The 26,894-nt window shown below is 43.7% G+C and carries 18 protein-coding genes and 2 pseudogenes; 6 read left to right on the plus strand and 14 right to left on the minus strand.

The window, feature by feature from the left end:
• Positions 1–31 precede the first annotated feature (31 nt).
• Both NL646_RS23465 and NL646_RS20785 read right to left on the minus strand, forming a co-directional pair.
• A complete protein-coding gene (locus NL646_RS23465; protein ID WP_367618113.1) occupies positions 32–163 on the minus strand; it encodes a response regulator in 132 nt (43 codons plus the stop codon).
• 591 nt (positions 164–754) lie between these two features.
• Positions 755–1,666, minus strand: coding sequence for a WYL domain-containing protein (locus NL646_RS20785; protein WP_253664634.1), 912 nt, complete (start codon positions 1,664–1,666; stop codon positions 755–757).
• 243 nt (positions 1,667–1,909) lie between these two features.
• Between NL646_RS20785 and NL646_RS20790 the strand changes: the two genes are divergently transcribed.
• From NL646_RS20790 to NL646_RS20810, 5 genes are all read left to right on the plus strand, one after another.
• Positions 1,910–3,352 carry a hypothetical protein gene (locus tag NL646_RS20790; protein ID WP_253664635.1) on the plus strand — a complete coding sequence of 481 codons (1,443 nt, stop codon included), beginning with the start codon at positions 1,910–1,912 and terminating at the stop codon, positions 3,350–3,352.
• Positions 3,349–4,128 carry a chromosome partition protein MukE gene (locus tag NL646_RS20795; RefSeq protein WP_253664636.1) on the plus strand — a complete coding sequence of 260 codons (780 nt, stop codon included), beginning with the start codon at positions 3,349–3,351 and terminating at the stop codon, positions 4,126–4,128. Before NL646_RS20790 ends, NL646_RS20795 begins: the two co-directional genes overlap by 4 nt.
• Positions 4,121–8,686, plus strand: a complete 4,566-nt coding sequence (gene mukB, locus NL646_RS20800; protein WP_253664637.1) for a chromosome partition protein MukB — start codon at positions 4,121–4,123, stop codon at positions 8,684–8,686. Before NL646_RS20795 ends, mukB begins: the two co-directional genes overlap by 8 nt.
• 1 nt (position 8,687) lies before the next feature.
• On the plus strand, positions 8,688–9,638 hold the full coding sequence (locus NL646_RS20805) for a hypothetical protein (RefSeq protein ID WP_130192983.1): 951 nt from the start codon (positions 8,688–8,690) through the stop codon (positions 9,636–9,638).
• 853 nt (positions 9,639–10,491) lie between these two features.
• Positions 10,492–10,917 carry an antitoxin Xre/MbcA/ParS toxin-binding domain-containing protein gene (locus NL646_RS20810; protein WP_143691661.1) on the plus strand — a complete coding sequence of 142 codons (426 nt, stop codon included), beginning with the start codon at positions 10,492–10,494 and terminating at the stop codon, positions 10,915–10,917.
• 219 nt (positions 10,918–11,136) lie between these two features.
• Here NL646_RS20810 and NL646_RS20815 read toward each other — a convergent pair whose 3' ends face one another.
• Positions 11,137–11,511 carry an MbcA/ParS/Xre antitoxin family protein gene (locus NL646_RS20815; protein ID WP_143691660.1) on the minus strand — a complete coding sequence of 125 codons (375 nt, stop codon included), beginning with the start codon at positions 11,509–11,511 and terminating at the stop codon, positions 11,137–11,139.
• A 108-nt stretch (positions 11,512–11,619) separates the two neighbouring features.
• Here NL646_RS20815 and NL646_RS20820 point away from each other — a divergent pair.
• Positions 11,620–11,861 (plus strand): annotated as a pseudogene (locus NL646_RS20820) (ATP-binding protein); the annotation flags it as partial.
• A 402-nt stretch (positions 11,862–12,263) separates the two neighbouring features.
• On the opposite strand, the pseudogene NL646_RS20825 reads toward NL646_RS20820, so the two are convergent.
• The 11 genes and pseudogenes from NL646_RS20825 to ftnA all read right to left on the minus strand — a co-directional run bounded on the left by NL646_RS20825 (position 12,264) and on the right by ftnA (position 26,715).
• Positions 12,264–13,298: pseudogene (locus NL646_RS20825) on the minus strand (IS630 family transposase).
• Between the two features lie 72 nt (positions 13,299–13,370).
• A complete protein-coding gene (locus NL646_RS20830) occupies positions 13,371–14,408 on the minus strand; it encodes a hypothetical protein (protein WP_253664638.1) in 1,038 nt (345 codons plus the stop codon).
• Positions 14,409–14,725: 317 nt separating this feature from the next.
• Entirely contained in the window at positions 14,726–17,086 is a 2,361-nt protein-coding gene (locus tag NL646_RS20835) for a S8 family peptidase (RefSeq protein WP_253664639.1), read from the minus strand.
• A 24-nt stretch (positions 17,087–17,110) separates the two neighbouring features.
• Complete coding sequence (locus tag NL646_RS20840) at positions 17,111–18,088, minus strand: AAA family ATPase (RefSeq protein ID WP_148536452.1); 978 nt, start codon at positions 18,086–18,088, stop codon at positions 17,111–17,113.
• Between the two features lie 224 nt (positions 18,089–18,312).
• On the minus strand, positions 18,313–19,887 hold the full coding sequence (locus tag NL646_RS20845) for a TnsD family transposase (protein WP_253664640.1): 1,575 nt from the start codon (positions 19,885–19,887) through the stop codon (positions 18,313–18,315).
• Positions 19,888–19,915: 28 nt separating this feature from the next.
• The gene (locus tag NL646_RS20850; RefSeq protein ID WP_253664641.1) at positions 19,916–21,343 is read right to left on the minus strand and encodes an ATP-binding protein; all 1,428 of its coding nucleotides are present in this window, start codon (positions 21,341–21,343) and stop codon (positions 19,916–19,918) included.
• Positions 21,340–23,478, minus strand: a complete 2,139-nt coding sequence (locus NL646_RS20855; RefSeq protein ID WP_253664642.1) for a transposase — start codon at positions 23,476–23,478, stop codon at positions 21,340–21,342. The genes NL646_RS20850 and NL646_RS20855 overlap by 4 nt, the downstream gene beginning before the upstream one ends.
• Positions 23,465–24,292 (minus strand): TnsA endonuclease N-terminal domain-containing protein, encoded by an 828-nt coding sequence (locus NL646_RS20860; protein WP_253664643.1) that lies wholly within the window; start codon positions 24,290–24,292, stop codon positions 23,465–23,467. The genes NL646_RS20855 and NL646_RS20860 overlap by 14 nt, the downstream gene beginning before the upstream one ends.
• Before the next feature lie 130 nt (positions 24,293–24,422).
• The gene (locus tag NL646_RS20865; protein WP_005496652.1) at positions 24,423–25,616 is read right to left on the minus strand and encodes an NAD(P)/FAD-dependent oxidoreductase; all 1,194 of its coding nucleotides are present in this window, start codon (positions 25,614–25,616) and stop codon (positions 24,423–24,425) included.
• A 157-nt stretch (positions 25,617–25,773) separates the two neighbouring features.
• Positions 25,774–26,097: a universal stress protein UspB gene (uspB, locus tag NL646_RS20870; protein ID WP_134647554.1), complete on the minus strand. Its 324-nt coding sequence runs from the start codon at positions 26,095–26,097 to the stop codon at positions 25,774–25,776.
• A gap of 90 nt (positions 26,098–26,187) precedes the next feature.
• The gene (gene ftnA, locus NL646_RS20875) at positions 26,188–26,715 is read right to left on the minus strand and encodes a non-heme ferritin (protein WP_005467599.1); all 528 of its coding nucleotides are present in this window, start codon (positions 26,713–26,715) and stop codon (positions 26,188–26,190) included.
• Positions 26,716–26,894: the final 179 nt, after the last annotated feature.

Below are 26,894 nucleotides of genomic sequence, written 5' to 3' on the forward strand. Positions count from 1 at the left end.
GAGCCACCTATCTATTAGTTTATAACTTTGGCTATTTTTTTAAGAGTAGATCGGCTCTGGTCGGTTTCACGACATAATCAGAGGCGCCAGACTCGACGCTGGCTTGGATCATCTCTTTATCAGCATGACTGGTGAGCATAATGACTGGAACGTCTTTAATCATCTCAATGTAGTGGCACAGTGAATTTGGTCACATAGTTGGATTAGGAAAAGTAAGTCAGATGAAGCTTTGGTAATGGATGTGTTGAATCATTCGAAACAAGGAATGGGGCAAAAGCATGTTACAGTACTCACTTAAATTAGGTAAATGCGGATAACTTCATGTATGGGAAAGGTGCTTAATGCAGTATCCAGTTTTGCAGGCGCAGATCATCTTGCTTTATAGCAACAACTTCTGTACTAAAACATGACGTTATACTGACCAAAATATTCCATTCTTGTTTAGTGTGAGCCAGCCGTATACACAACCTGCTCAGTGCGCGACCTATCTGGCAAAGAATACAGCTACCCCCTCCCTGCTGTTTAGCACTGCAATTTGTAAGAGGTTGTCGTATTTAGTGCTTAGGTGAAACGTTCTGGATCCGCTAGCTAAAGTAACTCGCGTTTTTTACTATTCAGGTGCGCACGACCAGGCTTTACAATTCCACAATCAAATTTTCTCACAGGCAGTCGCAGTTCAGACATTCAGTGCCGAATTTGGTAAAGCGACTCCCTCCGTTTTCTCCAACAAATGATCCGTATGACACGACGAACGCTAAGCGTTTTCCATTTGCTCGATGGTCGCTAAATTCGCCAGCTTAAACTTATAAAACCGCCGTATGCCTTTTTGGTTATCCTCATCTATCTGAGCCTGCGATCGAGCATCGATGTACCACTTTTTCTCAAGGATCCACCGAAACGCCGCGCGCTCAGTAACGTAAAGTTCCTCTTTGCCTTCGTCAATCCCAAAATCCGTGATCACCCGTATGCGCTGAGTTTGAGATAAACTCTCATGCAGGGTCAGTACGAGAGGGAGCCTAAGGTTCCACAGCGTATCTTGAGATAGAACCTCCCCGCTTTTTTGTTTGGCTTCATTGGACTCTAATTCTTCCTTGACGGCTCGCACTCGCGCAAAATGAAAGTTCTTAAATGCCGGCTTTGAACTTTCTGATCGATCAAAGGCACGAAACAACCAGCTAGTCCCATCGTGCATAATCGCCAAAGGGACTAAGATTCGCGTGTCATGGTTATCACTATTTTCGGAAAGGTAGTTGCACGAAATGGCATAGTGCCCCGATATGGCTCGGGTGATCTTGGCCACATTCTCCAGATTAAGTTGATTAGGAATTCTCCCGATCAGCTCAGACGTCACATCGGGCTCGACAGGACGAGAGTATCGGTTAAACCCATTCGCCAACATTCCTAGAGCCTCATCAGGGTCAAAGGCGCACAGAGGCACAAATGTCTCTCTAAGAATGGTGTTGGTTTTTTGTGTTTTGTTGTTGGGCCTTATTGTCGCGTACTGCGTCAACACGCGTGATGCCGCCGCCTCAGCGATCCCAAACACCGCGTTTAAGTCGGCTCGACTTACTCGACCGGTAAAGAACAACTTGAAATCAATATATTCAAGGCGTGGGGTTATCTGCGTGCTCACATCCCCATCCTTACCTACAGCATGTAACGTCATAACTCATCTCTAACCACTTATTCATTGCTTAGACTACCAGAACTATACACCATGAGTCGCTTTAAAACGAATAAAATACTAAAATTACACTTTTAATATATCATTTTGATATAATGACTTGATCGGTTCCATATGCAGATCTACACTTAATGCAAATAAGTGCGGATAAAATGTCTCGAATACATCACCTTAGAATGCGCTTTAGCTCACACCGTGCAAATTACTTCAGAGTAGAAATAGACCATGACACAAAGCCAGACACTCTACGAGGGTGCGCAAACCATCGGTGACGCATTCTCGGAGACAAACGCTAGGGAAGCCGATAATGCGCCATCTTCTCTTAACCAATTACTAAATAACTTATTGGTTTCTGGTGCTCGGCTTGATATTGATCCGGATCAGTATCTATATTTGGCCGCCATGCACGCTTGGGAAAGGGACATCGATGATAGCCTCAACCTCGTACAACAAAGCTTTGATGAAGAGACTGTGCAAGCGGTCGTACGCTATGTCGATGCCTATGCTGGACGCAACGAAGGCCACACTGAGTCTAGGGTCAGCAACTTTTTAAAATGGGGCGTCGAACAACGTATCATGACGTTTGCAGGGACATCAATACGCGATGACAACCCGCAATATCGCCTCACCCAGTTGGCGCAAGATCTGCTAAAACCGTACTTTAAAAATGATAACTTCGATCAACAAGAGAGCCTCAGTCAACGATATAAACGCATTGAGGTGCTACTCAGTGAAGTCAATACCATAGACACCGAAGAGCCCGAAGCTTGGTATGAGGCGGTGCACTCGTACCTGCCCACCCTCCAGGATTTGCTTGGCGGGATTTCTAAGAACCAAGAATTACTCATCGCTCAGTTCTCTAACGAGCAGCAAATCATCAAACAGCAGATCAATACCTCCATTGTTGATGACATGTCTGCACTCTTGAATGTCGCCGATGAACTGATGCACCAAATCAATGATTTGAAAACCATAATCTTTACGGGTGTGGATCAGGTAATAATGAACCTCGCCACGCTACAGCAAACCGCAGTGCTTCGCTCTGCGCCCATTCGATTAAGAAATAGCCTCGAAGAGATCGAGGTATTTTTAGAGCGCACATCCGAATTTGCCAACATGTCACTGATTGACCTTATCGCATTTCTCGATAGGGTAATGCAAGGTATCCGGCTGCGCCTCACCATCGATCCGAATGCGAACCTCGCGCACCTTATTGATTCTGCCATTGAGTCTACCAAAGGCCACTCTTGGGCCTTGGCACTGCCGTATCAAGAGCCATGCCTTCTCATGCGTGAGTGGTCAGCACCCCCACCGCCGGTCGATGAAAGTCTGCCAGTACTTGAAATGGAAAAAGAGCGGGTAGTGAGACAAAACCCAACACACTTGTTGGTTGATTTGGCCAACCAAATTGCCGAGCAAGCTCTGAATAAACATCACCGAGTAGATCTCGCCGACCTTCTCAGCCGGATCTTAAAACCCCAAGACAATGGCTTTGACGAAACGGATCGCCATCGATTGGCCGTGCTGACTCTTAAAGCCATCACCACAATTGCACCGATGCCAAGCGAACTGATCCACCCAGGATGGGTGCCTATCGATGAAGGCAACCACATTTTTATTGAAAATCTATGGGTTCAAGGCCGAGCCCCATCGGAGAGCGACACATGAATGAAGAAACCAAAACGTACGAATCGATCCTCGATGTCATGGCAGACCCCTTATTTTCACAGGTAGACACCATGCTGCGTGCAGGCATTAATATCGTCCCAGAAGACGACACACTCCACAGCTTTGTTAACGCGGCTTACGAGCCATTGAAAACGTATTTGTCAAGCGTCTACATCACACTGCGCTGCTCACCTGAACAGGTCTATTACAGTCACATGCAGCGCCGAACTGGCGTGCCTCACCGCACCATGAGTGAGCTGTCCATGGTCGTTGGCCTTACCATGGTGTCGATGCAGTTGGATTTACGTCAATCGCTTGAAAGCTCAGACTGGGTCGCTGTCGATCATTTGATTGACCGACTAATAGAAAAGCTGCCAGAAGATCGAATTAAAGATCTCTTTGGTAGCCGTCGATCTACCACCGTCAGCACCCAATTTGACCAAGTCAAAATTCGGGATGAGGTGATGAAATGCATTCGAGACCTCAATCGTAAAAGCTTCATCCGTATGGACACCGCCACAAATCAGTACATGCCCACTGCCGCCATCTATCGCTTTATCGACCCGCTAAGAGGCATTGTCACCGCCGACGAGATCCCCAACAAACTGATTGAACTGAGCAGAGCTGGGTATTTGGTGTCGAGCATAGCACAAGCCGACACCGAGGATGATCTTACGATTGAGCGTCCGCACTGGACTAGACGCGTGAAAGACGATTCGCCCGATAACCTAGACCTTTTTGATTTAGACAATAACGAGGACGATACCGATGAGTAAGGCATTTCCAATATTGCGTTCTTTAAGCCTTGTGAACCTGAATGGCATTACAGTGAGAACGCTCGATCTCGTAGAGTTGCAAGAGTTGTTGTCTCCAAGCGCTTATTCAAGCTTTGGCAACACAGTCAGCCTGCTTGGCGAAAATGGCGCGGGCAAGACCACCATACTAGGTGCCTACCAATTGGCCCTGATGGGGGACATTCGCTTTGTTTCTCTTGGTACATCAGATACATTTCAAAAGACTCAGAAACTGGCTGATAGTGAGATGTTTCATCGTCTGGGGAATCCTTCGATGGTGGCACTGGAGGTGCAAACCCGCAGTCAGCAAAGGCACCTTTATTTGATCCACGCAAAAAAATCCAGTGGCATCAACATTGAGATGACCCGTATGCGCTTGGTTCTACCCAAAGGCGTTGAGCCCATGTCTTGTCTTGCCCTGCAAGAAGGCCATAGCTGGCGGCCTCTAACTCCTCACATGGTTCGGGATACCGCTGCATCTCTTGGCTGTGAGTTAACTACTTACGAGAGCGTCGAGGGGTACTTGCTCGATCTCTTTAATGACGGGATCTTGCCCAAGCCATTGCAAAAGGACAAGGACAAGGCCAATTATGCGCAGGTGTTCCACAGCGCAATGAGCGGCCGGCTTGATTCCAATATCGAGCGCAATTTGAGCAGCTACTTGATGTCGCATAGCCGAGGTAACATAAAAGGGGTTGTGGATGTTCTGCAAGACTCCATGCGAGTGGTGCGTCAAACGCGCATTGAGCTCTCGAAAAATTCAAAGGATTACACCTTTTTTAAGCAGCTTTTAGAGCATGCTACAAAGGCCTCATCCTTCGGCTGGGCAGTGGCGGAAAAACAACTGATTTTGGCCGATGAGCAGCTCGAATCAGCACAAGAAGCGCGCATTGCAGCCAATGAGGCACTCGACAAGGCGCAAGCGACAGTAAAAAAATTAGGGACTGAGCTAGAGCAACTGCGACAAACCCGCGATACACTCGAACAAAAGCGCAAGAAAACCGAAGAGCGATTGCGATTAGCTATGGTTGCGGCTGATGAGTTCGCACGTCGCGAACGATTCAAAGAAGATCTCAACACCCTTACACCGGAAGCTGAGCTGGCAAAAAACGCGCATCAAAATGCGCAGCAAGACTACCAACGTGCGTCCGAGGCACTCAGCCAAGCCCAGCAAGATCTTGCAGAAACGCAACAGCAATTAGCCGATGCGGTCAAAGCGTTTGAGATCACATCAGAGCGCGCTGGAAAATATGAGTTTGCGTGCCGCCAACTCAAAGCTGTTGAAGCCTTTCATGGCCATGTAGACCCAGACAACTTACAAGACCCTATGCAGGCCTTGGCCGCAACTAAAACCCAATGCGGACAAAACCTCAACGAGCTTGAGCGTCAACTGCAACAGATGAACGAGATCCGTGAAACGTATCATCAGTTCAGTAAGCAGCTTTCAATTATTGGAGAAACAGTTGATCCTAATAACCTTCAAGACTGGGTGCAGGCGAAAAAACGCCACCTCCAAGAGAGCCAACTGATCGCAGCCAACGAGCCGTATGAGAAAGAGAAACTTCAAGCCTTAAATATCGAGCTTGAAACCCAACAAAAATATCGGACTTTACTCACATCTACTGAACTGGAAAACCAACCCGATAGCGTCCCTACCTTCATGCAGGCCGTCACGCTGTATCGCCAGAAAGTCGACGACGCCGGTCAGAACGTAGTCGCAGCCAAAACCCAATGCGACGAGCTGCTAAAGCAGCAACAACGACTGAACATTGAGCTGGTGCAGACCGAAGCCAAGCACGAAACCTGGTCACAACTGCAGCCTCAAGTTCGTCTTTTGACCCAAGCTTACCCTGATCAAGCAAGTTGGACAGGCAACGATTGCCTCGAACTACAAAAAACTCTTCGAATAGAAAACGATGCCCTAACCGAAACTATCACCGAGCACAGCGCCGCTATTTTGAAATTCAGTGCTGATCTTCAGATCTTAAGAGACCGCGACTCGAGTCACCTTGAACTGCTTCGAACCCTAGCCTCAGACGTTGATGGGCTCCCTATTTGCGATCTGTTTAACGACATCGACCCTGAAGATGCGCGCTACATGGAAGCCGCCCTTGGGAGCCTGATGAACGGCATTTTGGTGGAAGATCCTCACACAGCCTCGCGTACCTTACTAGCGACCTATGGTGATGATTGGCCGTTGGAAGACTTGGTACTTATCCCAAGCGGACGCCCGATTTCTCAATGGAATGAATCCTTTGAAGACAAAGAACTGTTTGAAGATATCACCGCGACGTTTATTGGCGCTGATGAAAGCACCGAAGCGCCTTGGTGCGTATTAACGTCAGGCGAGGGGCTTCGCATCAGTCAACTTCGTGATGCTCCAGTGCTGGGAGATAAAGCGCGAGAAGCGCTCATCACCCGCCTAGAGTCTCAGATTGAACGCCACGAATCCGATCGCAGTGATGCTACCGATGCGCACACTACCCTGACACAACACATTGAAGCGTTGCGAATGGCTCAACCGAAAGCCACTGTCGCTTTTGCTAACGAACCCGATCTAGACGCAGCAAAAACGAAGATCAAAGACATCGAGCGCGCCCTTTCACAAGCCAAAATGGAACATCAGTCGCTTTGCAATACAGAGGATGCGGTCAAACATAGCCTATCAATATTGACGCAGTGTGAGCCGTTTGCCCACAGCCTGTATCGCGACATCGCAGCAGACATTACCGTGAGTGAAGCGGCTATCGCACGTTGCACGGAAGCGCAGCTAGAGATCAACCAGTTTTCACCCTTGTTTAAAAACATTGATACCGAATGGAAACTCCTACAACAGCCCTATCCTAACGATCCTCTATCACTTGAGAAACAAGTACTCGATGAGCAAGCGCGCTATGAAGCCGCCAGCGACCAACTCAGGAGCATGGAGACACTCCATAAGGTGCGATTCCACCTTGGTAAAACGTACTCCCAAGCGAAAGCCTTACTGGGAGACACCAGCCATAAACAGGACGCCTTGAAAGAGCAAGCCAAGCAGATCGAAAGCCAAGCCATGCAGCTTGAGTGCAACAAAGGCGAGGCGGAAACTGCACGCGATAGCGCGCAGAAGCGCAGTATCGAAGTGAGCGCCAAACTTAATCACCTTGAGTCTGAGTTAGGGCGCGTTGAGGTCGCTCTAAAGGACATTGGCATTGACTACTCACCTGGTCTCGAAAAGCGCTTGCAAGAAAAGAAGTCTAGGCTTGAGGATGAGTATAAATCAGCGCAGCGCAAAGCCGATACGCACAGTGAATCGCTCTCCAAAGCCAAGGAGCACCATCAACAAAAACGCAGTGACGCTGACCTAAACCTACAAAAAGAAGCGCAAGCGAGAGCCCATCACGAGAAAGCCGTAACCGAGCGCCAATCGGTAATGGGCGTGATCTCAGATGATGGAACCACCGCCGTCCTAAAAGACGCAATGACTTCCATGCTCGAACTTGACGCCATCAACCAAAGCGACACCGCATTTCAGGAAGCACGCAGCTTAATCAGCAAAGTCAACGGCTGTGCGCAAGACTACGGAATACCTGTTACCGATCCCATGCTGGCATTTGGACAAACACTCACCGGCACTGATCTTGCCGCGCTATCACATCTTTACTGCGAAGCCGTTAGCCTACTTAAGCGACGCATACGTCAAGACCTTATCCAGAGCGGCGATCCTCAGGAAATGCTTATGGATTTGGACAAGGCGTGCCGAATGGCCCGAAAATCTCTTGATAACGTTGAGGAGATGTTCCAAACCAAGCGTAGCGAACTGGGGGATGCCATTGCGAAACGCATAACCGATGAGCAGCGCGCGGTTCGCAAGCTCAGCGCTCAATTGAATGGCATCGGCTTTGGCCAAGTTGCGGAAGTACGCCTTGTCACCGACTATGTGCCGAAATTCGATAAAGTGCTCGAAGCGCTTCGACAAGGCTCGCAAATCATGGACGACCTATTTGCCGACGCCAGCACAGTCGAAGAAGCATTGTCCGACCTTTTCCACCGAACCACGGCCGGTGAAATCAAGGGCGAGAAGCTGCTCGATCACCGTAATTACTTAAGGGTTAAGACGCAGATCCGCCGACGTGGGCGCAATGAATATGAAGATCTTGAGGGCTCTCAATTATCGACTGGCGAACGTCTTGGATCAGGTCTTGTTGTTTTGATCAGCATCATCAAGCACTGGGGAAGCGCAGGTCATGGGAAGAAGCCATTTGCAATCCCTTTAGTCATGGATGAGGTGAGCCGACTCGATGCGCAAAGCCAAGCCACGGTTGCCGAGCTCTGCCGCCGCTGCGGGGTTCAACTTTTGATGGCCGCGCCTGAAACGCTGGGTAAAATCACCGGACTGGGGTATCAGTTGGTGCGCGTTTGGCCTGATGGCGTCAATCTTGATAATCCAAGTCAAGACGATGAAGCCCGCTCTTGGGTACAGATCACCGGGCTGCAAGACAGCACCGAGCTCACCGTCGACAGTGAGTACGTGCTAAACGGCATCCTAGGCAAGTCTTAGTATGAGTAGCGATTTATTGCAAAAGTTGGGTCTGCCGCGCACGCAAGTAGTCGAAGTACTGACCCGACTTGCCACCAATAAAAAAGTCATTGAACGGCAAAAAGATGGGCCACTTCTCGCCCATCTCAAGTCGCTGCGCATCGCCCATTGCGCAGGACGACTGTGGCACCTAGACAACCCAGAGAGACTTGCCCAATTGCGCCAACAAATCGGCCTAGAGGAGGGGCATGTAACTAAGGCGCGCGGTGCTATCGTACGTAATACTGAACTCGTTCATCACAAATGTGCTGCGGCCTGGCGAGGAGACAGCAAGTCTGGCCGAAGCGAGCCGCTCCTTCCAACGCAAGCCGTGACAAGCGATGAAGTGATCAGAGTGCGAAGCAGCAAGACTGGATTGACCGTCACCTACCCAAGCTGGCAACAATCGGTCGATGACGAAACAGAGGCACGCTCAGAGTGCACTATCCCTGAGCGCTTGTGGCGTGAAAAGCACAGGCTCTCTTTTGCGGACATCAAACTCATCATGACAGTTGAAAATCTTGGCGCTTTTGTCGATCTGCCTTTGGTTGAGGGGCTTGTTCTGCTGTATGTACCTGGCCTTAATCTTACCCACACAGAGCTACTGGCATCCCTACCCGCCACCGTACCTTGGGTGGCCTTTCCTGATTATGACCCGAATGGCCTATCGATTGTCCAAACGATGGCGAACAAGCTGGGACGTCCTGCACGCATTTGGCTTCCCGGTTACTGGCAGGATCAGGCGGCGCAGCGCAGTCGTGAGATGATTGGCACAAGTAAGCGTGGCTGGCTTGACGCCCCATCCTTAAGCCTACCGGGACTTAGTGATGTGCAGCGCTGGCTTGAGCAAGAAGTCCTTGTCTTAGATCACCGATGCGATGCAGCGCTAAATGACTTGGTCAGCGACGAGTTGGGTATTGTGTCACTCAACTAACTAACGCTACCACCAGAATGACTCTGGTGGCGCATCCCAACTTTTCGCTCGGAAACGTTCGAATATGAGCTCACCGCTCTCAAACTGAACGCACCAGGGTGGCACTTATTATGATCCCATGTATCACTTATCTTTTTCTAACTTCACTTCGACTCGTGACGTCCAGAACGAGAGACTAAAGACTGTTCGATCTCTAAGAAGCTTTTGGGGTAAAGGTGAGTTTGCTGTGAACTTTTTGGGCACACCTCTGGACGCTATCTGCAATTGAAACAAACGGGGCGTCCACATATGGTAAAAAATGACATCCAACCACTAGTATTGCCTGTCTTTGTATTTTCCCAGAGCTTGAGTTAGTAGGTAGGAGTAATAACCGTAAATTTAACCTCATTTACGGTTGAATCAGGTGACTGGTTGTTAACGCTGGTATTTTTTCTTCAGCTTTTTTAGCTCTTCTGGATTGTTTTTCTCTAGCTCTTTTTCATATTCATCCATATGTTTCGAGAGCCAAATGTGAACGTTTTCAGAATAGAGAGTAAAAGCACCAATAGCTAAACTCAATGCGAATATTATACTTAGAAACAACACTCTAGTCCTCTCATGTGTTGTGCCGACGCGCTAGTTCGTACTAGCTAACAACCCTATCAATTCATCAGTTGTAACTGTTTTTCATGAACCATTTTCGTTTATAACATATACAGCAATACGATACTTGGATTAGTTCTAGTGTAGCAAGACCAGCTTGCCACTAATTGGAAAGAGTATGTAGGCAACTAGCAAGCCTCGACATATTTCCGTGTTAAAATAATCTAATTACGCCTATTGTGTAAGTGTAGTTAGATTCGGAGGTACTTTAATGTTCAGTGCTGCTTATGAAATGCTCGGAGGTGAAAAGCGCAAATCTCAGAGCGTAATCGATAGTCTAAAAATTATTCGTCAAGGGCTTCCTGTTGAAATGCTGGATAGAGGAATGTTAACTCTTGGTCTGACTAAGACAGATTACGCGAGAATTATTGGCGTTAATCTGCGTACTCTCCAGCGAAAAATGAAAGAACCAAACGCAACGCTAAGCCCAACAGCCAGTGAACATGCTCTTATGCTTGCAGATATGGTCAAACAAGCAAATGAGTATTTTGGTGATCGTGATGCGACATTACGCTGGTTAAATAAACCCAGTTTGGTGTTTGAAAACAAAACACCACTTTCATTCTGTGACACAATAACCGGTATCATTCTGGTAACAGAAGAGATCAATAAGTTGAAGTACGGATATACGGCTTAAATGGAAACCTACCGATTGTCACAAAGCCACTTTTCTGACATAGCAGGGAAAGTTGGTCTGTTTGGTTCTGCGATATAGGTCCTTAGATACACTATGATTGGGTACAAGCGTGTTAGTTACTGCCCATGTAGGTATCTCTGCCTTGCAAAGTAGGCTTCATCCGGAAAGAGATGGCCAATGGCTCAACATATCAACCAGATATTTTGAGATAAAAGCATCTCAAGAAAAATCACCATACTTGATACGATTTAATACATCTAAAACGCGTTTTAAATCACCTTTAAGCACAACTTCTAGCGGAGTTAGACCAGATAGCGCTGGAATTGCGGAAGTTAACCATTCTGCTCTCAAACCAGAGTCCTCAAACATATCCTCCATTTGCTCTTTTAAAGTAGGATGTTGTGAAAGAATGTACTCTATAGACTTCGACTGGGTATCATCCTCAAGTTCAACTTTGCGCAAAGTCCATGAACCATCGTTATTGTCGAGCCATTCGATTTGATCGCCTTCTTCCCATTGCAATTCTTTTTGCAGTATTTCTGGAATGTTGAAGAAAGCCTCACCATCGCAGGTCTTCTCAATTTTAACTTTCATTGTTGCTCAGTCCTTATTCTATTCACATGGTGGTTTTATGATCCCGATTACTCTAGTGTAGCAAAACCAGCTTGCCACTAATTATCGGTGGACATTAACGTTTGAAACTTGCTTGATGATCTGACCGCAGGCCGTCTGGATGGTAGCTATCAAAAGCAACTTCAATCGTTGGCTAAGAAAGGTCTACTGATCCTCGACGACTGCGGGATGGAAAAACTGACTCAAGAGCATGCAGGTCACTTGTTAGAAGTGCTTGAGGATCGTTACCAAAACAGAAGCGCAATAGTCATCGAATAGAACTGGGAGGTGAGTCAATGAGAAAACTGGCGCAATCCGATCACTTAGAGTAAAAATAGGTAGAGAGAAAAACGGCAGGTTCAAGTGTTCGGAATAAACCGAAACGAGCGTTCGCAATCACCGAAATACGCACTTGCTACTAGTTGGAACAAGCACGCAACTAGCAAGCCATAAGTAACTTAAATTACACTTATAGACAATTTCTTATACAGTCACTACAAAAGTGCATTAAAAGATACTTATGAGAAACGTAAGATAGTAAAGGTACAACCTACCTATGCCTGATTGGAATACCGAATTCAGCACGGAAAAGCTAGGGAGCACCATTCGCTCAAAGCGCACGCCCCAATAGAGGTGTAAGCCTCCCATAATTAGAGTTTTCTGCCTTCACCACGTAGTATCGATTTACAGTCAACTGTTACCAAAATTCGCAAGATTTTATGGTTTATACCGAATCAACTTGAAGATGCAGGCTTGAGAACCTGAAAATTATCATTAACTCGAGATGTCAAAGAGCTGTGATCTCTGGAAGAATCACAGCAAAAAATTGGTCTATTGCCGCCTTGAAGTCCCGTTTTCTTTTGAAGTAAACGTTGTTCCTCGACTTCTCATTCATTATTTTCCATAGTCGCTCTATTGGGTTGAGGTTTGGACTGTAAGGTGGAAGATAATACAGTTCAATATTCAGGACAAACGCCGCATCTTTGACTAAGTCACTGCGGTGATATCCCGCACCATCTAAGATGATATGAAGCTTATGAGCTAACGGATAACTCTCTCTTAACTTACAGAAAAATCGAACAATCGTTTCACTGTTAATGCTTGCTCTCATAGTCGTGAACAATGGTTGCACCAATATCCGACAGGTTCAGTGCGCCAATAATGTTCAATCGGCTACGATTACCCGTTGTTTCAATCACTTTATCCTGACCAGTACGTATCCAGCCATGCGATATCTTTGTTGATAGTGTTGGGTGAACTGCATCGATAAAGACTATCGATTCATCCTCGCCACAGCTTGCCTTTAGCGCTTCATACGCCTCTATGAATGCTTGCTGTTTTGCTTCATCAAACTTGTGTGGTATGCCTTTCGGTTGCTTGTAGCTAAAACCATTATGGTGAAGCCATTTGTTCATACCAGAAACAGTATAATCAAGCCCAAACGTCTATTTAACATAGGCGACAATTTGATGAGTATGAGGATAGGTTTTCTCAGTCAAATGTTCGATTAGGTGCATGGTTTGAATAGCAGAAAGCTTGCTTTGGCTTCCTCCATTCTCAGGCTTAAGTTTTTCAGAAAGTACGTAGTCACTGAGGTGACGTGCTACGGTCGATTCATGAATACGAAGAGCTTGTGAAATCATAGTCTGACTCCAGCCTTCAGAAGCCAGCAAAACAACCTTAATACGGTCGCAAACTCGACTATCACGTTCAATGTCGTGCATTTGTTCGAGTTGCAGTTTCTGTTGAGGAGTCAGTGTAATTTTCATGGTTCGTAGCATGATCTTGATTCTATTGAAAATCAAGCATCTTCAATGATCACGGGTATAGATAATGCTCACTCAGAAAACTCTAACTCTCTTCCCCACACATTTATAATCGAACGAATTAAGCTGATTTGAAAAACTAAAGCGAGGAAATAAGATAATCTGGTTTGCAGGGCAGAAACTCTCAAGGCATTTTGAACAATTTTCACTTCGTAACTTAGCTATTTTCCCTTGTAGCCCCTGCTTTTTGATAACCCCGCAGAAAAATGACTGAATGACACTATGACGCTCCCAGAAATCATGAAAGTCTACGTATTCTGATTCATGGAGTGCGCGATAAGCTTTATTAAAAACAAAATCTCTGAAAACATGACTTTTCATACTTCGGATTAAAGAGTCATGATCAGCTAATCTTACGTCTTCAATCAAGCTGCTAGGAAAAGTATGTCCTTCCCTTAATAACCAAGCTTTTAGCCTTTTTTCGAGGCATGGGGCGATATGTGGAAGTTCTTTTATTGAACCGGCTGTAGTGGGAAGGGCTGTGTATTCAATTTCACGATATGGTCGATAGTAGGAAAAATCTCTTAGGCTTTTACAAAATTTAGAACGTCGGCCACCCAAAACTGTTTCAATAGCTTGTAAAGTATCCTTTCTATTATCACTCGTAATTTTGTATAACGGCTCTTTGTGCTCGCAACAATCATCGTTCGATAGGTACGTCGTCCAGATCCTCTTTAAATAAGCAAACCCGTATTTTTCGATGGACTCTCTAATACAACTGGCACAGTAGTGTACATCCGATGAAATACCAACCTTAACCCTTTTCCCTTGTAAGAAATCTCTTATACCTACCGTATAATCAACAGGGCTTTTAAGGAAGTCCTTTGGGTTGCGCTTGATAATTCCATCGCTAATCAGCAAATTAAACATTTGAGCATCAGTGTATTCCCAAAAGATCGCTTGAAATTCTGGAGTCAATGATATGTATTTTGAGAATCTACCTTTCTTATCAATAAGTCGAGGCATCTTACCGGGTTTAAACACCATATTAATGCGAAAAATGAGGCTTATAATACTCTCTTGAGGTTTTGGGGACAGGGCCAGCGTCGTCATATCAACACCACTACAATATTTTCCTCATACGCTAGATATACACTCTTTCAAATAATGAATAACTCTATCCAAAAACTTCTGCCATATCGTTCTCACTAGTTAACCTCAGTTTCCATTGAAGCATAATCCAAACATTTCTTTTATAGTCCTCGCTTTGTCGGGTTAAAAAGCCATAAAGCAGATTGTTCTGGTTTTATCGGTCAATATTAACACGAATCGATATATGTAAAAGGTGACTTATACACAGTAACCAATAAATTAATAGTAATACATAAGTTAGCCAACATACCAAAAGCTATGTACTCAACTACAACAGCCTAACCAAGCTTTGCCCTAGCTCTAGCTTTCTCTCTAGCTTGAAGTTTTTCAGAAATTTGTTGGTATAGCCTAGCTTCTTCGTTTTCTCTATCAGTGATAGATATAGCTAACGCGTAACTTTCTTTCTCTTTTACTTGGTTAGTTGCCCACGGTAAATCTTGACGTGTTACTACGAGGAACAACTTTCTTGGTTTATTAAATTGATTATAAGTCCAAGTGCTAGATTGAAGCGTACCTCGGCTTCTGTCATCTTGGGTGAGATTTCTCTTAGAACTGTCGCATTCGGGAATAGCTTTTATGGTTTTCTTATTATCATTGTTAAATGACTTCGCTACAGAATCTAATGAATCACCATGAACTAAGTGATATTTAATCTTGGTTGCAAGATATTCTAATCGAGTAGTACGGACTGAAGGGCTGTAAGCAAGACTAACTGTAATAGTTCTGGTCGCTTTCCCTTTTCGAAAATAATCATCAGGAATTGGCAGCTCAAAAAACTGATGCTTGTCATTTTCAATTTCTTCTTCACTGATTAAAACCACATGCTCTTCGGATGACCTAAATAAGCTTTCCTCATCAACAATGCCATAGCCTGCAACACGTTTTACGTGTTCTTTTTCCTTAAAAGAGGAAGATATTTCTTGTGTTACATGAGCATGATTAGCCAAAAGAGCCCGAAGCAAATTCGCAGACGAATCTGGGTAGTTATTTAAAATCCTTCCTGCTAAGTGAGTGATATATGGCGCTGAAAAGCTAGTCCCACTATATTCACTCAACAATGTATTTCCCTGTGGGCGATAGTTTAGCGTCACTACGCCAAGGTGTTTTGATATTGGCTTCCAACCTTGATTATCTAATCGTGCTGATATTGCAAAATTTCCACCATGAGCAAGTAAGTCAGGCTTCAGCGGAGCTTTGTCACTTTGACTACTTCGGGAAAATGGAGAAATTTGGCCTTCATTCGCAACATGCAACTCATTGATATCACCTTGCTGCTGAAAGCGACGCTCATTATAAGTAGCAGTATGTTTAGCATAGGCTCCTACAGTTATTACATTCACCGCCGGCGCGGGATCTATTAATGCAGCATCATCAGATAGAAGATAATGCGGATAATCTTCTCGCCAGTTATTTATCCTCTCAGAGCCGCTAAAGTTTCCTGCTGACACAACAATTAATATATCAAGCTCCCGAGCCAGTTCATCTAAGATAACGGCCATACCTGATACATGAGTATGTTGGTACGGAGCATTCTGGTTACCAAGGGATAAATTAAAAATTCGACATCCATACTCACTATGAAAATACGTGATTGCATCAATCAATGTTGTTTCAATAGTTTTTGTATCAAACTCTGTTTCCCCATATTGGTTTTTAGTCAGAACTTTTCCGCTTAAAAGCCACAGCTCTCGAGTCCAGTCATTCGCTTCTATTCGCTCTTCCAAATCACCAAACAAAGCAACACCAGCCACAGCCGTTCCGTGGCCGACATAATCAAATTCATCTTCACCTTCAATAAAACTCTGGGCATCACCAACAGCACCTTGCAGCAGGACATGGTTAGCATTGATACCACTATCCAATACGCAAATTTTGCTTGCTGATTCGGTTAGGTTGTTAAGTTTAGGGGGAAGAATGTTCATATCGACATTCAATTGGGAAAAATCTACTCCTGTTTTAGGTGGTAGATCTACTTGACGTATATCTTTGTGCAACAATAAGTCTTGAGCTTGCTTTAAATTAACATTAACACGGAACATCACTAAACTGTCTCGGTTAACCTTATCTAAACACTGAATGCTCTCAGAAGATAACCACGATACAAAGTCGTCAACAACACTATTCCGCTCTGCGCTACCCACATAGCCCAATGGCCATAACTCAACATCGACTCGGAAGGTATCCTCAGAAGGGAATCCAAAATGTTTTATTGCCCAGCTTTTTCTATCTTCAGCACTCCAGGCATCAATTTTATCAATAGCAAATAACAAGTTCGCGTATGTAACGTGTTCACCATCAACAAGCTTAGATAGGCGTTCGTTAAATTCATGTAGTTGCTGTTCATCAGCAAAAGCAATGTAAATCGTTTGATCTTCTTGACCGACAATAGAAATACCGTGCTTTGTAATTTCTTCAAAGCTCATTTTCTCAATCAATTTTATTTGAATAAGATTACGAGATTCACTGCCACCCAGTTGTGATGATATGACCTTTTGGAAGGTTGCTATTTGTTCCTGTAGATTCTTAGCATGCTCTTTAGGGTTATCACGTTCAATTGTGGAACCGAAACCATTACGAGATCTTCGTGGAGTTAACGGTACTTCTTTGGAAAAAGAAAGGTGAGGGTAAGCTCCTTCCATGCTGCATTCCTTTGCTTATGGTTCTCATTTAATTCGACTTTCCAGTTCTAATGCACTTTTTAGCATCCTGATGGTTAAGAACTCTTTTTGTTTTAAAATCATACGTTTTACTGCACGTCTTATTATACGTTCAATGATTGCAGGTGATTTCCCATCAAAAATAGTGTGAAGTTCCGGAGTGTCTAAATCAAACTCTCTCCTCACACCACGTAATTTGAGTTGTAATAAATTTTGAAGTTGGGATTGTTCTAATACAGGAAACTCTACGATCTCATCAAATCGACGCCAAATAGCGCTATCAAGTATCTGCTCATGGTTAGTAGCAGCAATGATAATACTTTTTCCATCATATGAGTCCATCATCTGAAGAACAGCATTTACAACCCGTCTTAGCTCTCCATGTTCGGATCCATCATCACGCTCTTTTCCTAAAGCATCAAATTCATCAAAAAGAACAATCAGTCTATGCTTGGATATAAAATCAAAGACCTTACGTAAATTTGCGGCTGTTTCACCAAGAAATGAAGAAACTAAAGAATCCAAGCGAACAATAACGAGTGGTCGATCTAGCTCATAGGCCATAGCTTCCGCAGATAAAGTTTTACCGCAGCCTGGAGGACCGAAAAAGAGAATCTTTTCCGCAGGCATCATGCCATAGCTTCTGAGAACATCCTCACGACGATGTTCCTCAAGTACATTTTCAAGAATTTCTAACGTACTCTGATTTAGAACCAGCTCTTCTATAGAACGATTGGCCTGTCTAATATCAACTAACGCAACACCACTTTCTTTATCAGTCGGAGCTTCAGGTAAAATGTTATGAGCCGTCGTGTTCGGTGTTGCTCTATCCCCATAGAGGATACGCTCTAAGTCATTTGCTAATAAGTTATGCTGCTTTTGGCGCTCTTCTTTTATCAATTGCTCTGTAGCACTTCTAAAGGCTGTAGGATCGCCGGAAGCACCTGATTGAACAAGTAATCTCAACAATTTTCCACTAGCCATACATCCCCCAATCACTTTCGCTTACTCATAAAATAAGCAAGTGACAAACAAAAAACACTTACAATAATAACCTAAACACATATGCCTTAGGTGAGAAGATAATCAGATTTTTGCTCCATACCAACCACATGATAGATACAGTGCCAAAAGCGGACAATACTAACATGAAAGAGGTTAAAATCTAGCCACATTCCAAGCTTTTCACACAGATATCCTAGCAACAACTATTTTCTCAAGTTAATCCATTGATTATAAGCTTGTAGAGTTAAAGGAAGATTCTCTTTCTTCGCAGTTAACCAACCATGAGAGCCAAGCTCACGATCTAGTTGAGTTCGCGAAATTGCATAGCCAGCCTTATCCATTATTTGAACAACGCACTGAGCCAATTCTTTATCTCTTTCACCCCAATCAACTCTATCAACATGTTGGGTTTTCAGTGGATTCGGAAGATGTTTCTCCAACCAATCTGGATTATGTAAGTACAACCAGAAAAATGCTGCTTCACATTCTTCCTTAACACTCTGTCTCATTCTTTGAGGATACTGCCGAACATACCGTAAAATTTGACATTGATAACGCCTTCTTTTCGAGTCCGCTTTGCATTTTTTTCTCCACTCGACTAACCCCTCGACCGAAGAAATAATCATTTCTACGCTACCTGAAGATATTCCTAGTTGCTGGGCGATAGCGGCTCGATGTTTTCCCTTGTATGCCATTCTGGAAATCTTATCTTTAACACTATTAGTTATTTTATAGGGCTTCAGATTCACTGGGATATGATGCTTAAGAGCGATAGCCTTAACGTAACATCGGCTTTTACCGATATCACGACCAACCTGTGCCATTGAAGCCCCCTGTTGCAACAAATTACAACAACGAGCTTCTACATCACAAAAATCACGTTCTCTTACCTCTGCCGACACATATTGTGTCTGTGATTCTTCGTTAACATAGCCTTGAGTAAGAAAAAACTCGAGTAACAGATGTTTAAATGGATGAGCCTGATATGAGCCATTAAGCAATGATTCCACATACCTGAAATCTTGATTTGAGGTTATGCGAAGAGGATTATTGGGGAGAAGAATTTGTACAGACAAGCCATAAAGTGCAGCCATCAACTCAATTCGTTTTACTCTACCATTATTCGTTACAAGCCCTTTATTAGCCAACTGAGATTTGTATTGTTTCGCATCTTGATTATACAAAGGGTGGGATTGAATAGAGCGAAATTTTCTTTCTGCAAATTGCGCGAACTCTATCGCTAATGGTTCGCATTTGTCCTGATAGCGACTAGGAGTAGGTAAAAAGTTCTCGCTAAGATTCTCTCGATCATTAAGGGTATAATATGACAACCAGACACCGTGCTTCGAACAAACATCCACTCCAGGAATTTGATGTAGGCAATGCCAATAAGCTACCCCTATATTCTGTATATCATCTATACAACACAACGGGCAAAACTTAACGGCCAATGGCTCAGTCTCTCTGAAAGTCGATAGCTGGCAAGCCCTGATTAGTTCATTAGTTTTTATAGAACAATTACAAATTGTTTGTTGGTAGCGTGGCAAGTAATGAGCAAACCAAGGTCTTAACGTTTGCTTACGACACAGCTCCACAGCAGATTCGCTAGTAAATGCGCTAATAGCTGTTAGATCTGCAGTAAGATAAGGGTGAATAACAGCTCGCCGGTTACCAACTAAGTCTTTTAAACACTGCTCTTTAAGAGTTCCAGATAAGGAAAGATATCGGACAACACGACTAAAAAGGGTTTCATCTGGCAATGCGTCCGGCAAATGCATAATGAACCCTTTTCGTTAATCAATTTATTTAACTATAGGATAATTCTGATAAAGGGTCGTCTAACAAAACCTTTCGCTTTCTCAAGTATTGAATAGGGTCATCAACTTCCGCAGCTTGTTGAAACAGGTCCGGATCATTGATTCTACTGGATAAATCTACTGCACCTAACAACTCTATAACCTGAGAAGCAAACTCAGGATGTTGAGGCTTAGTTATATCACCGGTTTTATCAACTTTTTTTACCGCCACTTTATTTGTATTTAGAATGTTACGTTGCTTACCTTTAGGTAAAGAAACGATTGCACTTTTCAGCGCATTTACTTCATCTGTTTGTTTTGAAAGTCCACACGCAACCGTATTGCCAGCTCTTAATGAAGCGGGAGTAAGACGTTCGTCATCAGATCCAATAATTAACCGTTGAGCTTCTCGGTATGTACGGCTTGCCATATCAATATTACCAACCGAAAGCGAATGAAGAACATCATTAAGCTCTTCTGTAAGCTCTGTATAAACATTTGTCCATTGGTATTGCCAAAGCTGCTCTATAAATGCATTCCATGAAACACTTTCTCTTGCCAATACAGACATAGTATGGTGGTAACCACTTTCGGCTCGACGGGCAGCCTTGAGCTCCTTAATAAGAGACTGATCAAACGGAGGATTTGCTACGAAGAAAAGTGGTACACCCAGTTTGTTCACCAATCTATGCAAAAATCTTAATAAGTTATTCTCACCACCTGTTCTTTTGAACTTAAGGTTCTGCATTTCATCAATAACTAACATGCCTAGAAAACTAGACTTGATAGACTGTTCTAGCTGTCGAATTAAAGCCCCTATCGTTCCTGCAGGCTTAGTTTTTTCTCTATCAAGTGTTAGGTCTAACGTTGATAATATTTCTTCACACAAATCCCTGACGCTTGAGTTACTAGGACAGTCAACTTTTATCCAGACCACTTGTTTTCTTAATTCTAGTTGCTGACCTTGATATGACTCATGAACAATAACATTTGGGAAGTAACCCAGAACTTGTTCAATCATCGAGGTTTTGCCTACACCGCTTTCACCAATTAGAGTCAGCCCATCTCCTTTAGGCTGAAAAAAGCCGGTTCGAGGTTCTATGTCAGGTCTTTCATCTACTAAATAATGTAGGTACTGTGCAGTGGTAGGGCTAAGTGGATTCTTGGCCGAATACCCCTTTTTTATAGACCGCTCTACTGCTCTAAAACATGCTTCATAATCAGTCAGTGGTTGCCTAATTTCTTCAATACGATTTAGATACTCATCGCGAACCAATGGATCAGGGTGATCAGCGATTTCTTCTGAGTAGTCAGGGTAATTACTAAAATCCTCCATGACACTTTCCCATGATTTCTTGGTTGGGAGTGCTTCTATAAGCGGATTGCCTTGATGCTCAGGTAAAATTGCCTTTTTATATACAGCAGGTTCCACTCTCATGACCCACCTCCATTGGTTCTTCTTTTTCTACCTTTTGGTAACGGAATAATTTTATTACCTAAAGGGAAAGAATCAGGGCTATTATTAGTAACTGAAATCTCAGAATCTGGTGCAATCATATTTGTCGTTGCTTCTAGTTCTTCCTTCCGACGTTGACGAGTATTACTCGTTTTATCTCTGAAAGAGACTTTTTCGGCATCTTTACTTCTTTGCTTGGCTTGCCGAGTGACTTCCTGACGATGCTTATGATCATCAATTGAGGTCGTTGTTATTGGTGTTAACTCTTTCTTAGCATCGAGCCAATCCAGAATAAATTCCGCTTCATACATAGACTTATCACCCATCATTCGACTTCGAGGTAACAAGTTACACCTAATGAATTCTCTATTTTTATCTAAGCGAACATAAATGTAATTAGTTGTGTTCTCATCAATACGTGCTTCTAGTCTCCAACGCCCTGACGACCTAGCGACAGATGCTAGATTACGTTCTTCAACTTCTGAACAAGAATAGTACATACCTTTAAAATATATTCCGCTTCGAGTCATGCTAACTTCAGCTGGAGGCAACAACCTAGCTATAACTTCATCACTATTAGCTGATTGAAGTTCATGTTTATGTTTTGCGATATGTATTTTCCAGTAATTCAAAGGCGTTGGAGATAGGTTATTCTCAATAAGTAAAGGGCTAGAAAAGGCTAAGCCATCAAGAATTGATCGATTATGTTCTAGTACTGCTTTTATAATCTCAGTGGTAACCTCGCTTAACGTATAGATTGCATCTTTTCGTGGATCTCTACTCCCTCTAACAACTTGCCCACCTCTAGTTGTGCCAAGTAACTCATGAACTACTTCTTTGTTGATAATATCGAATCGTTTCTCTACAACACCTTTACAGTCAGGTCTATACGGTGGAGTAAACGATAGTTGTGTCATAGGTGTCAGTACTTTTTGGGGTTGAATACCAATCATTTCACCATTGTCACAAACCAACTCCTTAGGAATGTGAGCACAAGGCCATTCTGAATTTTCAATATCAATACCAAAGCTTTTACAGTAATCGGACTTAGTCAAAAAACTATTCGCTAATGCCTGGCGGGCTGCTTGCCATGAAGCATGGTATAGAGACACATGCATACCAACTATCATTCGACTTGCTCTGTCAGCAACAATATAAATAGTCGGCCGCCCTAAAACATACTGAGGTCCAAATTCAGATACGATATGAACATCGGCAACAGTTGCATCAATTTCAAAATGCCCCCCTGGTAAATAACTCCGATCAATAATGCTGCCGAGTGCTCCCCTTTTATTTCGGAGGTAATCATTTTCTGACGTTCGTTTTTTGATTATCTGCTCTTTACTAAATAGCTTTGTACACCAGTAACTGAACTGTTTATCTGTTGGTACCAGAGGGGGTGCACCACAGGCCTCTGCAAGTCGAATCTCTTTTGAATAACTATCTTTAAGCAGATTTTTATAGGTTTTTGCCAACGTAAGTCCAGACTCTTTGAGATAATATTTCTTCAGTGCTTTCTCGAATTTCTTCTTGTCATCATCACTAACAATATACTTTTGAGCTCTATCAACTACTCTCGTTCTTGGTTGTTTCGGTGCGCCTAATGGTTTCGTTGTTGGAGTACGTTCTTTTCCAGAACCACCACTATTAGCAAACGCTGGTAACAGAGCCATCTTGTTCTGTCCGTTTCGCCAATATAGGGTAAGTAATCTGGCTAAAGATTTACGGTCTACCCCAATTTCTTTTGCATATTTAGCAAGCTGAGGGACACGTTTCTTGGTTGCATAATCAAAAATAAAAACTCTGGAGAATACAATACCTTTGACTAAATCATAGTTTTTATCTCGACGACCAATATGCTCATAAGAAATATTTTCTTCATCGACCAATAGATAAGTAGGTAATTTATAATGTGCTTTTTTCGTTTTATGACTAGTAACGGACTCAATGAAACCCTCCAAGGAAACAGCTGTCGGTCTTACTATTTTAGAAGAGTCTTCTAACGAAAATAAAATGACAGACTCAACATCCTGCATGATGTCCAACAAACGATAAAGACCATCTTCGAGTAAGTCCGAGTTCTTCACTCGCCAAACACTATTTTTAGGAAGCTCCATATAGAATTCCTCCTTGTTGGTCAGTTACATACTTAACATCAATAAGCCCTGATTCAGAAATGTTAGTTGATAAATCTACATCAATAAATTTATCGGCTATGAGAAAACGAATTAACAACAGAGCTTCGTTATGAGATGTAATATTCAATGAGATTAGCTGATCACAAAGGTCGTCTAAAAAGTATTGCCCAACAGATAAGAGAGAAAGAGCACCATTGATTTGATCGTATGAAAAACATTGCGGATGCTCACGAAAAGGGGACGTAGCCCAAGCAAGGTTACTACTTTGAACTCTCGTTAATTTATTCCCAGTATAGTAACTGAATTTAACTCCAAGTAATTCCCAGCACACTCGTTCGATATCTGTTTTCTCAAGAACCCTTAAATTACCGGACTCGCCCTCAGGTTTAATCGAAATAGCGTGGTATATATTGCCTTGGGGAGAGTCAATCGTGAGCAACTGATCCGTTGTCATGATTATCGGTTCTTTCGTATTTGGATGTACAGGGTGTTCAACGCCAAGAGTTTTAGCAACTTTCTGAGTGAAGTTTAGAGGAAAGATAGGGAACTGCTCTCTTATATCTAACACTCGATTCGAAAACTCAGCAAGTTGAAAGTGTTCACTCTCTATTGAAGACAACATGTGATGATCTCTTTTGGCCTTCCTTCCATAAATTACTGAGCGTACACCATTAGATTTTACATCCTGAATTCTAAGCCAGGGCTTATACTCTGCCCCCTGGCCAATCCCATATTTACTTTTTAATGCTCGCTCAAAGTCTTTCAACGATTCAAGTTTTCGCCCGCGTCCCATACTAAATCCAATTACCTTTACCTGAAATTATCATAGTAATCGAAGTCACTACGGGCAAACTTTATTGTCTGAAAATGCTCTTATGGGCAAACTTTAGTGCTTACGGGCAAACTTTATTGTCGCTACACAATTACACCCACTGACCTGCTACAAAGCCACTCGACCAGCACCATTGGAAGTTATAGCCACCTAACCAACCGGTAACGTCCATCACTTCTCCGATGAAGTACAAGCCTTTGATGTTTTTACATTCCATGGTTTTAGAAGACAGGTGATCGGTATCTACACCACCCAAAGTCACTTCCGCCGTGCGGTAGCCTTCGGTGCCATTAGGTGCGATTGACCAGTTTTCTAAACGCTCCACCACGCTAGCAAGCTCTTTCGGGTTGAACTGCTTGAGAGGTTTATCCATCAGCTCTTTACGCTCAATCAGCACTTCCACTAAACGCTTTGGCAGCACTTTTGCTAGGGTGTTCTTTAGCGATTGATTTGGATGTTTCTCAAGGCTGCGCTCGAGCAGCAGAGCGATGTCTTCGTTAGGAACTAAGTTGATAGAAACTTTCTGACCCGCTTTCCAGAAAGAGGAAATTTGCAAAACCGAAGGGCCCGATAAGCCGCGGTGAGTAAACAACAGCGCTTCTTTGAACATGGTGCCGTCTTCGGCGGTAATTTCCGCAGGCACAGCAATGCCAGACAGTTCAGCAAAATCTTCTTTGTCTTCTTTGTGCAGCGTAAATGGCACAAGTCCCGCCGTGGTAGGGATTACTGGCAGACCAAACTGCTCAGCCACTTTGTAACCAAATGGCGTCGCGCCCAGTTTTGGCATGGAAAGGCCACCGGTCGCAATCACCAAAGATTCGCACTCAACAGGCTCAGTACCCGCGTGCAGACGAAAGCCTTCTTCGGTTTTCTCAATGGTGTGCACATCGCATTGGTAACGCTGTTGAATGTTTGGCATGTCACACTCGGCCAGCAGCATCTTCACAATGTCTTTGGCGGTAAAGGCATCGACACAAAACAATTGGCCGTGGTCGCGCTCTTCAAACTCGATGCCGTGTTTGCTGACCATGGAGATGAAGTCCCAGTTGGTGTATTGCGACAGCGCCGATTTCACGAAGTGTGGGTTTTGGCATAGGTAGTTGCTGGCTGATACGTCGTAGTTGGTGAAGTTGCAGCGGCCACCACCAGAGATAAGGATTTTACGTCCTGGCTTTTTGGCATGATCCAGCACAAGCACACTGCGTCCGCGCTTGCCTGCTTCTGCAGCACACATCAAACCCGCGGCTCCCGCGCCAATTACAACAACATCAAATTTCTTACTCATCGGTCGCTCTTAGGCTCTATCCAAAATCCAAAACAATAAAAAAGGATGTGCTTATTGCACATCCTTGCTTTCTAAGAGCGCCATTCTACCGACAAATCTCGAAAGGGAAAAGCGCTTAAATTCCAAGCATCGCCTAGTACGGCTTAGCTGGAAAGACCTACAAGATGAAGGCCGCCAGTAGGGTAACACCAAGCAACACGGTTGATAGCACAAACAACTCACGCACCCGTTCACACTTACCTGTGAATATCTCATCATGGTGATGGTGATACTCTTTGCTTTTAATGTAGTGGAACAAACGCACCTGTTTGGTGACGTTACCGTGAGTGGTGAAGAAACCATTGCCATCCACTTGTTGATACAACAATGGGTGCGCTTCACGCATGATGTAAATAAGAGAACGAAGAGCGGTGAGATAACGGATCATATTGACCCCCGTTACTACCATTAGCGCAAATAAGATTGTGTCTCCACTGATCATCTTTTCCTCCCTACATCTTCAACAATGCTCAAGAGAAAAAGACGATCAATGCTTCGTCTTTTAACCGCTACTTATCGCGTTGAGAACGCTTTACGCAGCTGGAGCACCCATGATTGAAGATGAACCTTCTTTCGCCATTTGAGCTAGATCTTTGTCGATGAAGAACAATGCTTTGCCGTCCTCACCAACCAATTCGATCTTATCTAAAATCCCTTTAAACAACTTCTCTTCTTCGTGCTGTTCTGACACGTACCACTGTAGGAAGTTAAACGTTGAGTAGTCTTGGCTTGTAAATGCAACATGCGCCAATTTATTGATTTTTTCCGTGATCATTTGCTCATGTTCGTAGGTTTCACGGAAAACATCACCTAGGCTTGCGAAATCATGTTTTGGTGCTTCAATCGCGCCTAGGATAGGCATTGAGCCAGTTTCACTCACATACGTGAACAGGCGTTGCATGTGCTCCATCTCTTCTACGGCGTGTGCACGTAAAAATTCAGCCGCACCTTCAAAACCTTTGTCTTCACACCAAGCACTCATTTGTAAGTATAGATTGGATGAGAAAAATTCTAGGTTAATTTGCTCATTCAATTGTTCGACCATAGTTTGAGACAGCATGTTAACTCCTATTTATGTGCATGCGTTTTACACCACTATAACATGATTACTGAGACAAGACTTTGTACCTACAATAATGATATGAGATCACTTCGGCAAAATTTCTCAAGGGTTAGTGCTAATCTGAAACTATACCCAAGTGACTTCATAAATGTCGAAGTCAGGGCCTTGGCACTGAG

The organism is Vibrio sp. Y20_XG_PY13, assembly GCF_024181925.1.
Lineage (GTDB): Bacteria > Pseudomonadota > Gammaproteobacteria > Enterobacterales > Vibrionaceae > Vibrio > Vibrio parahaemolyticus.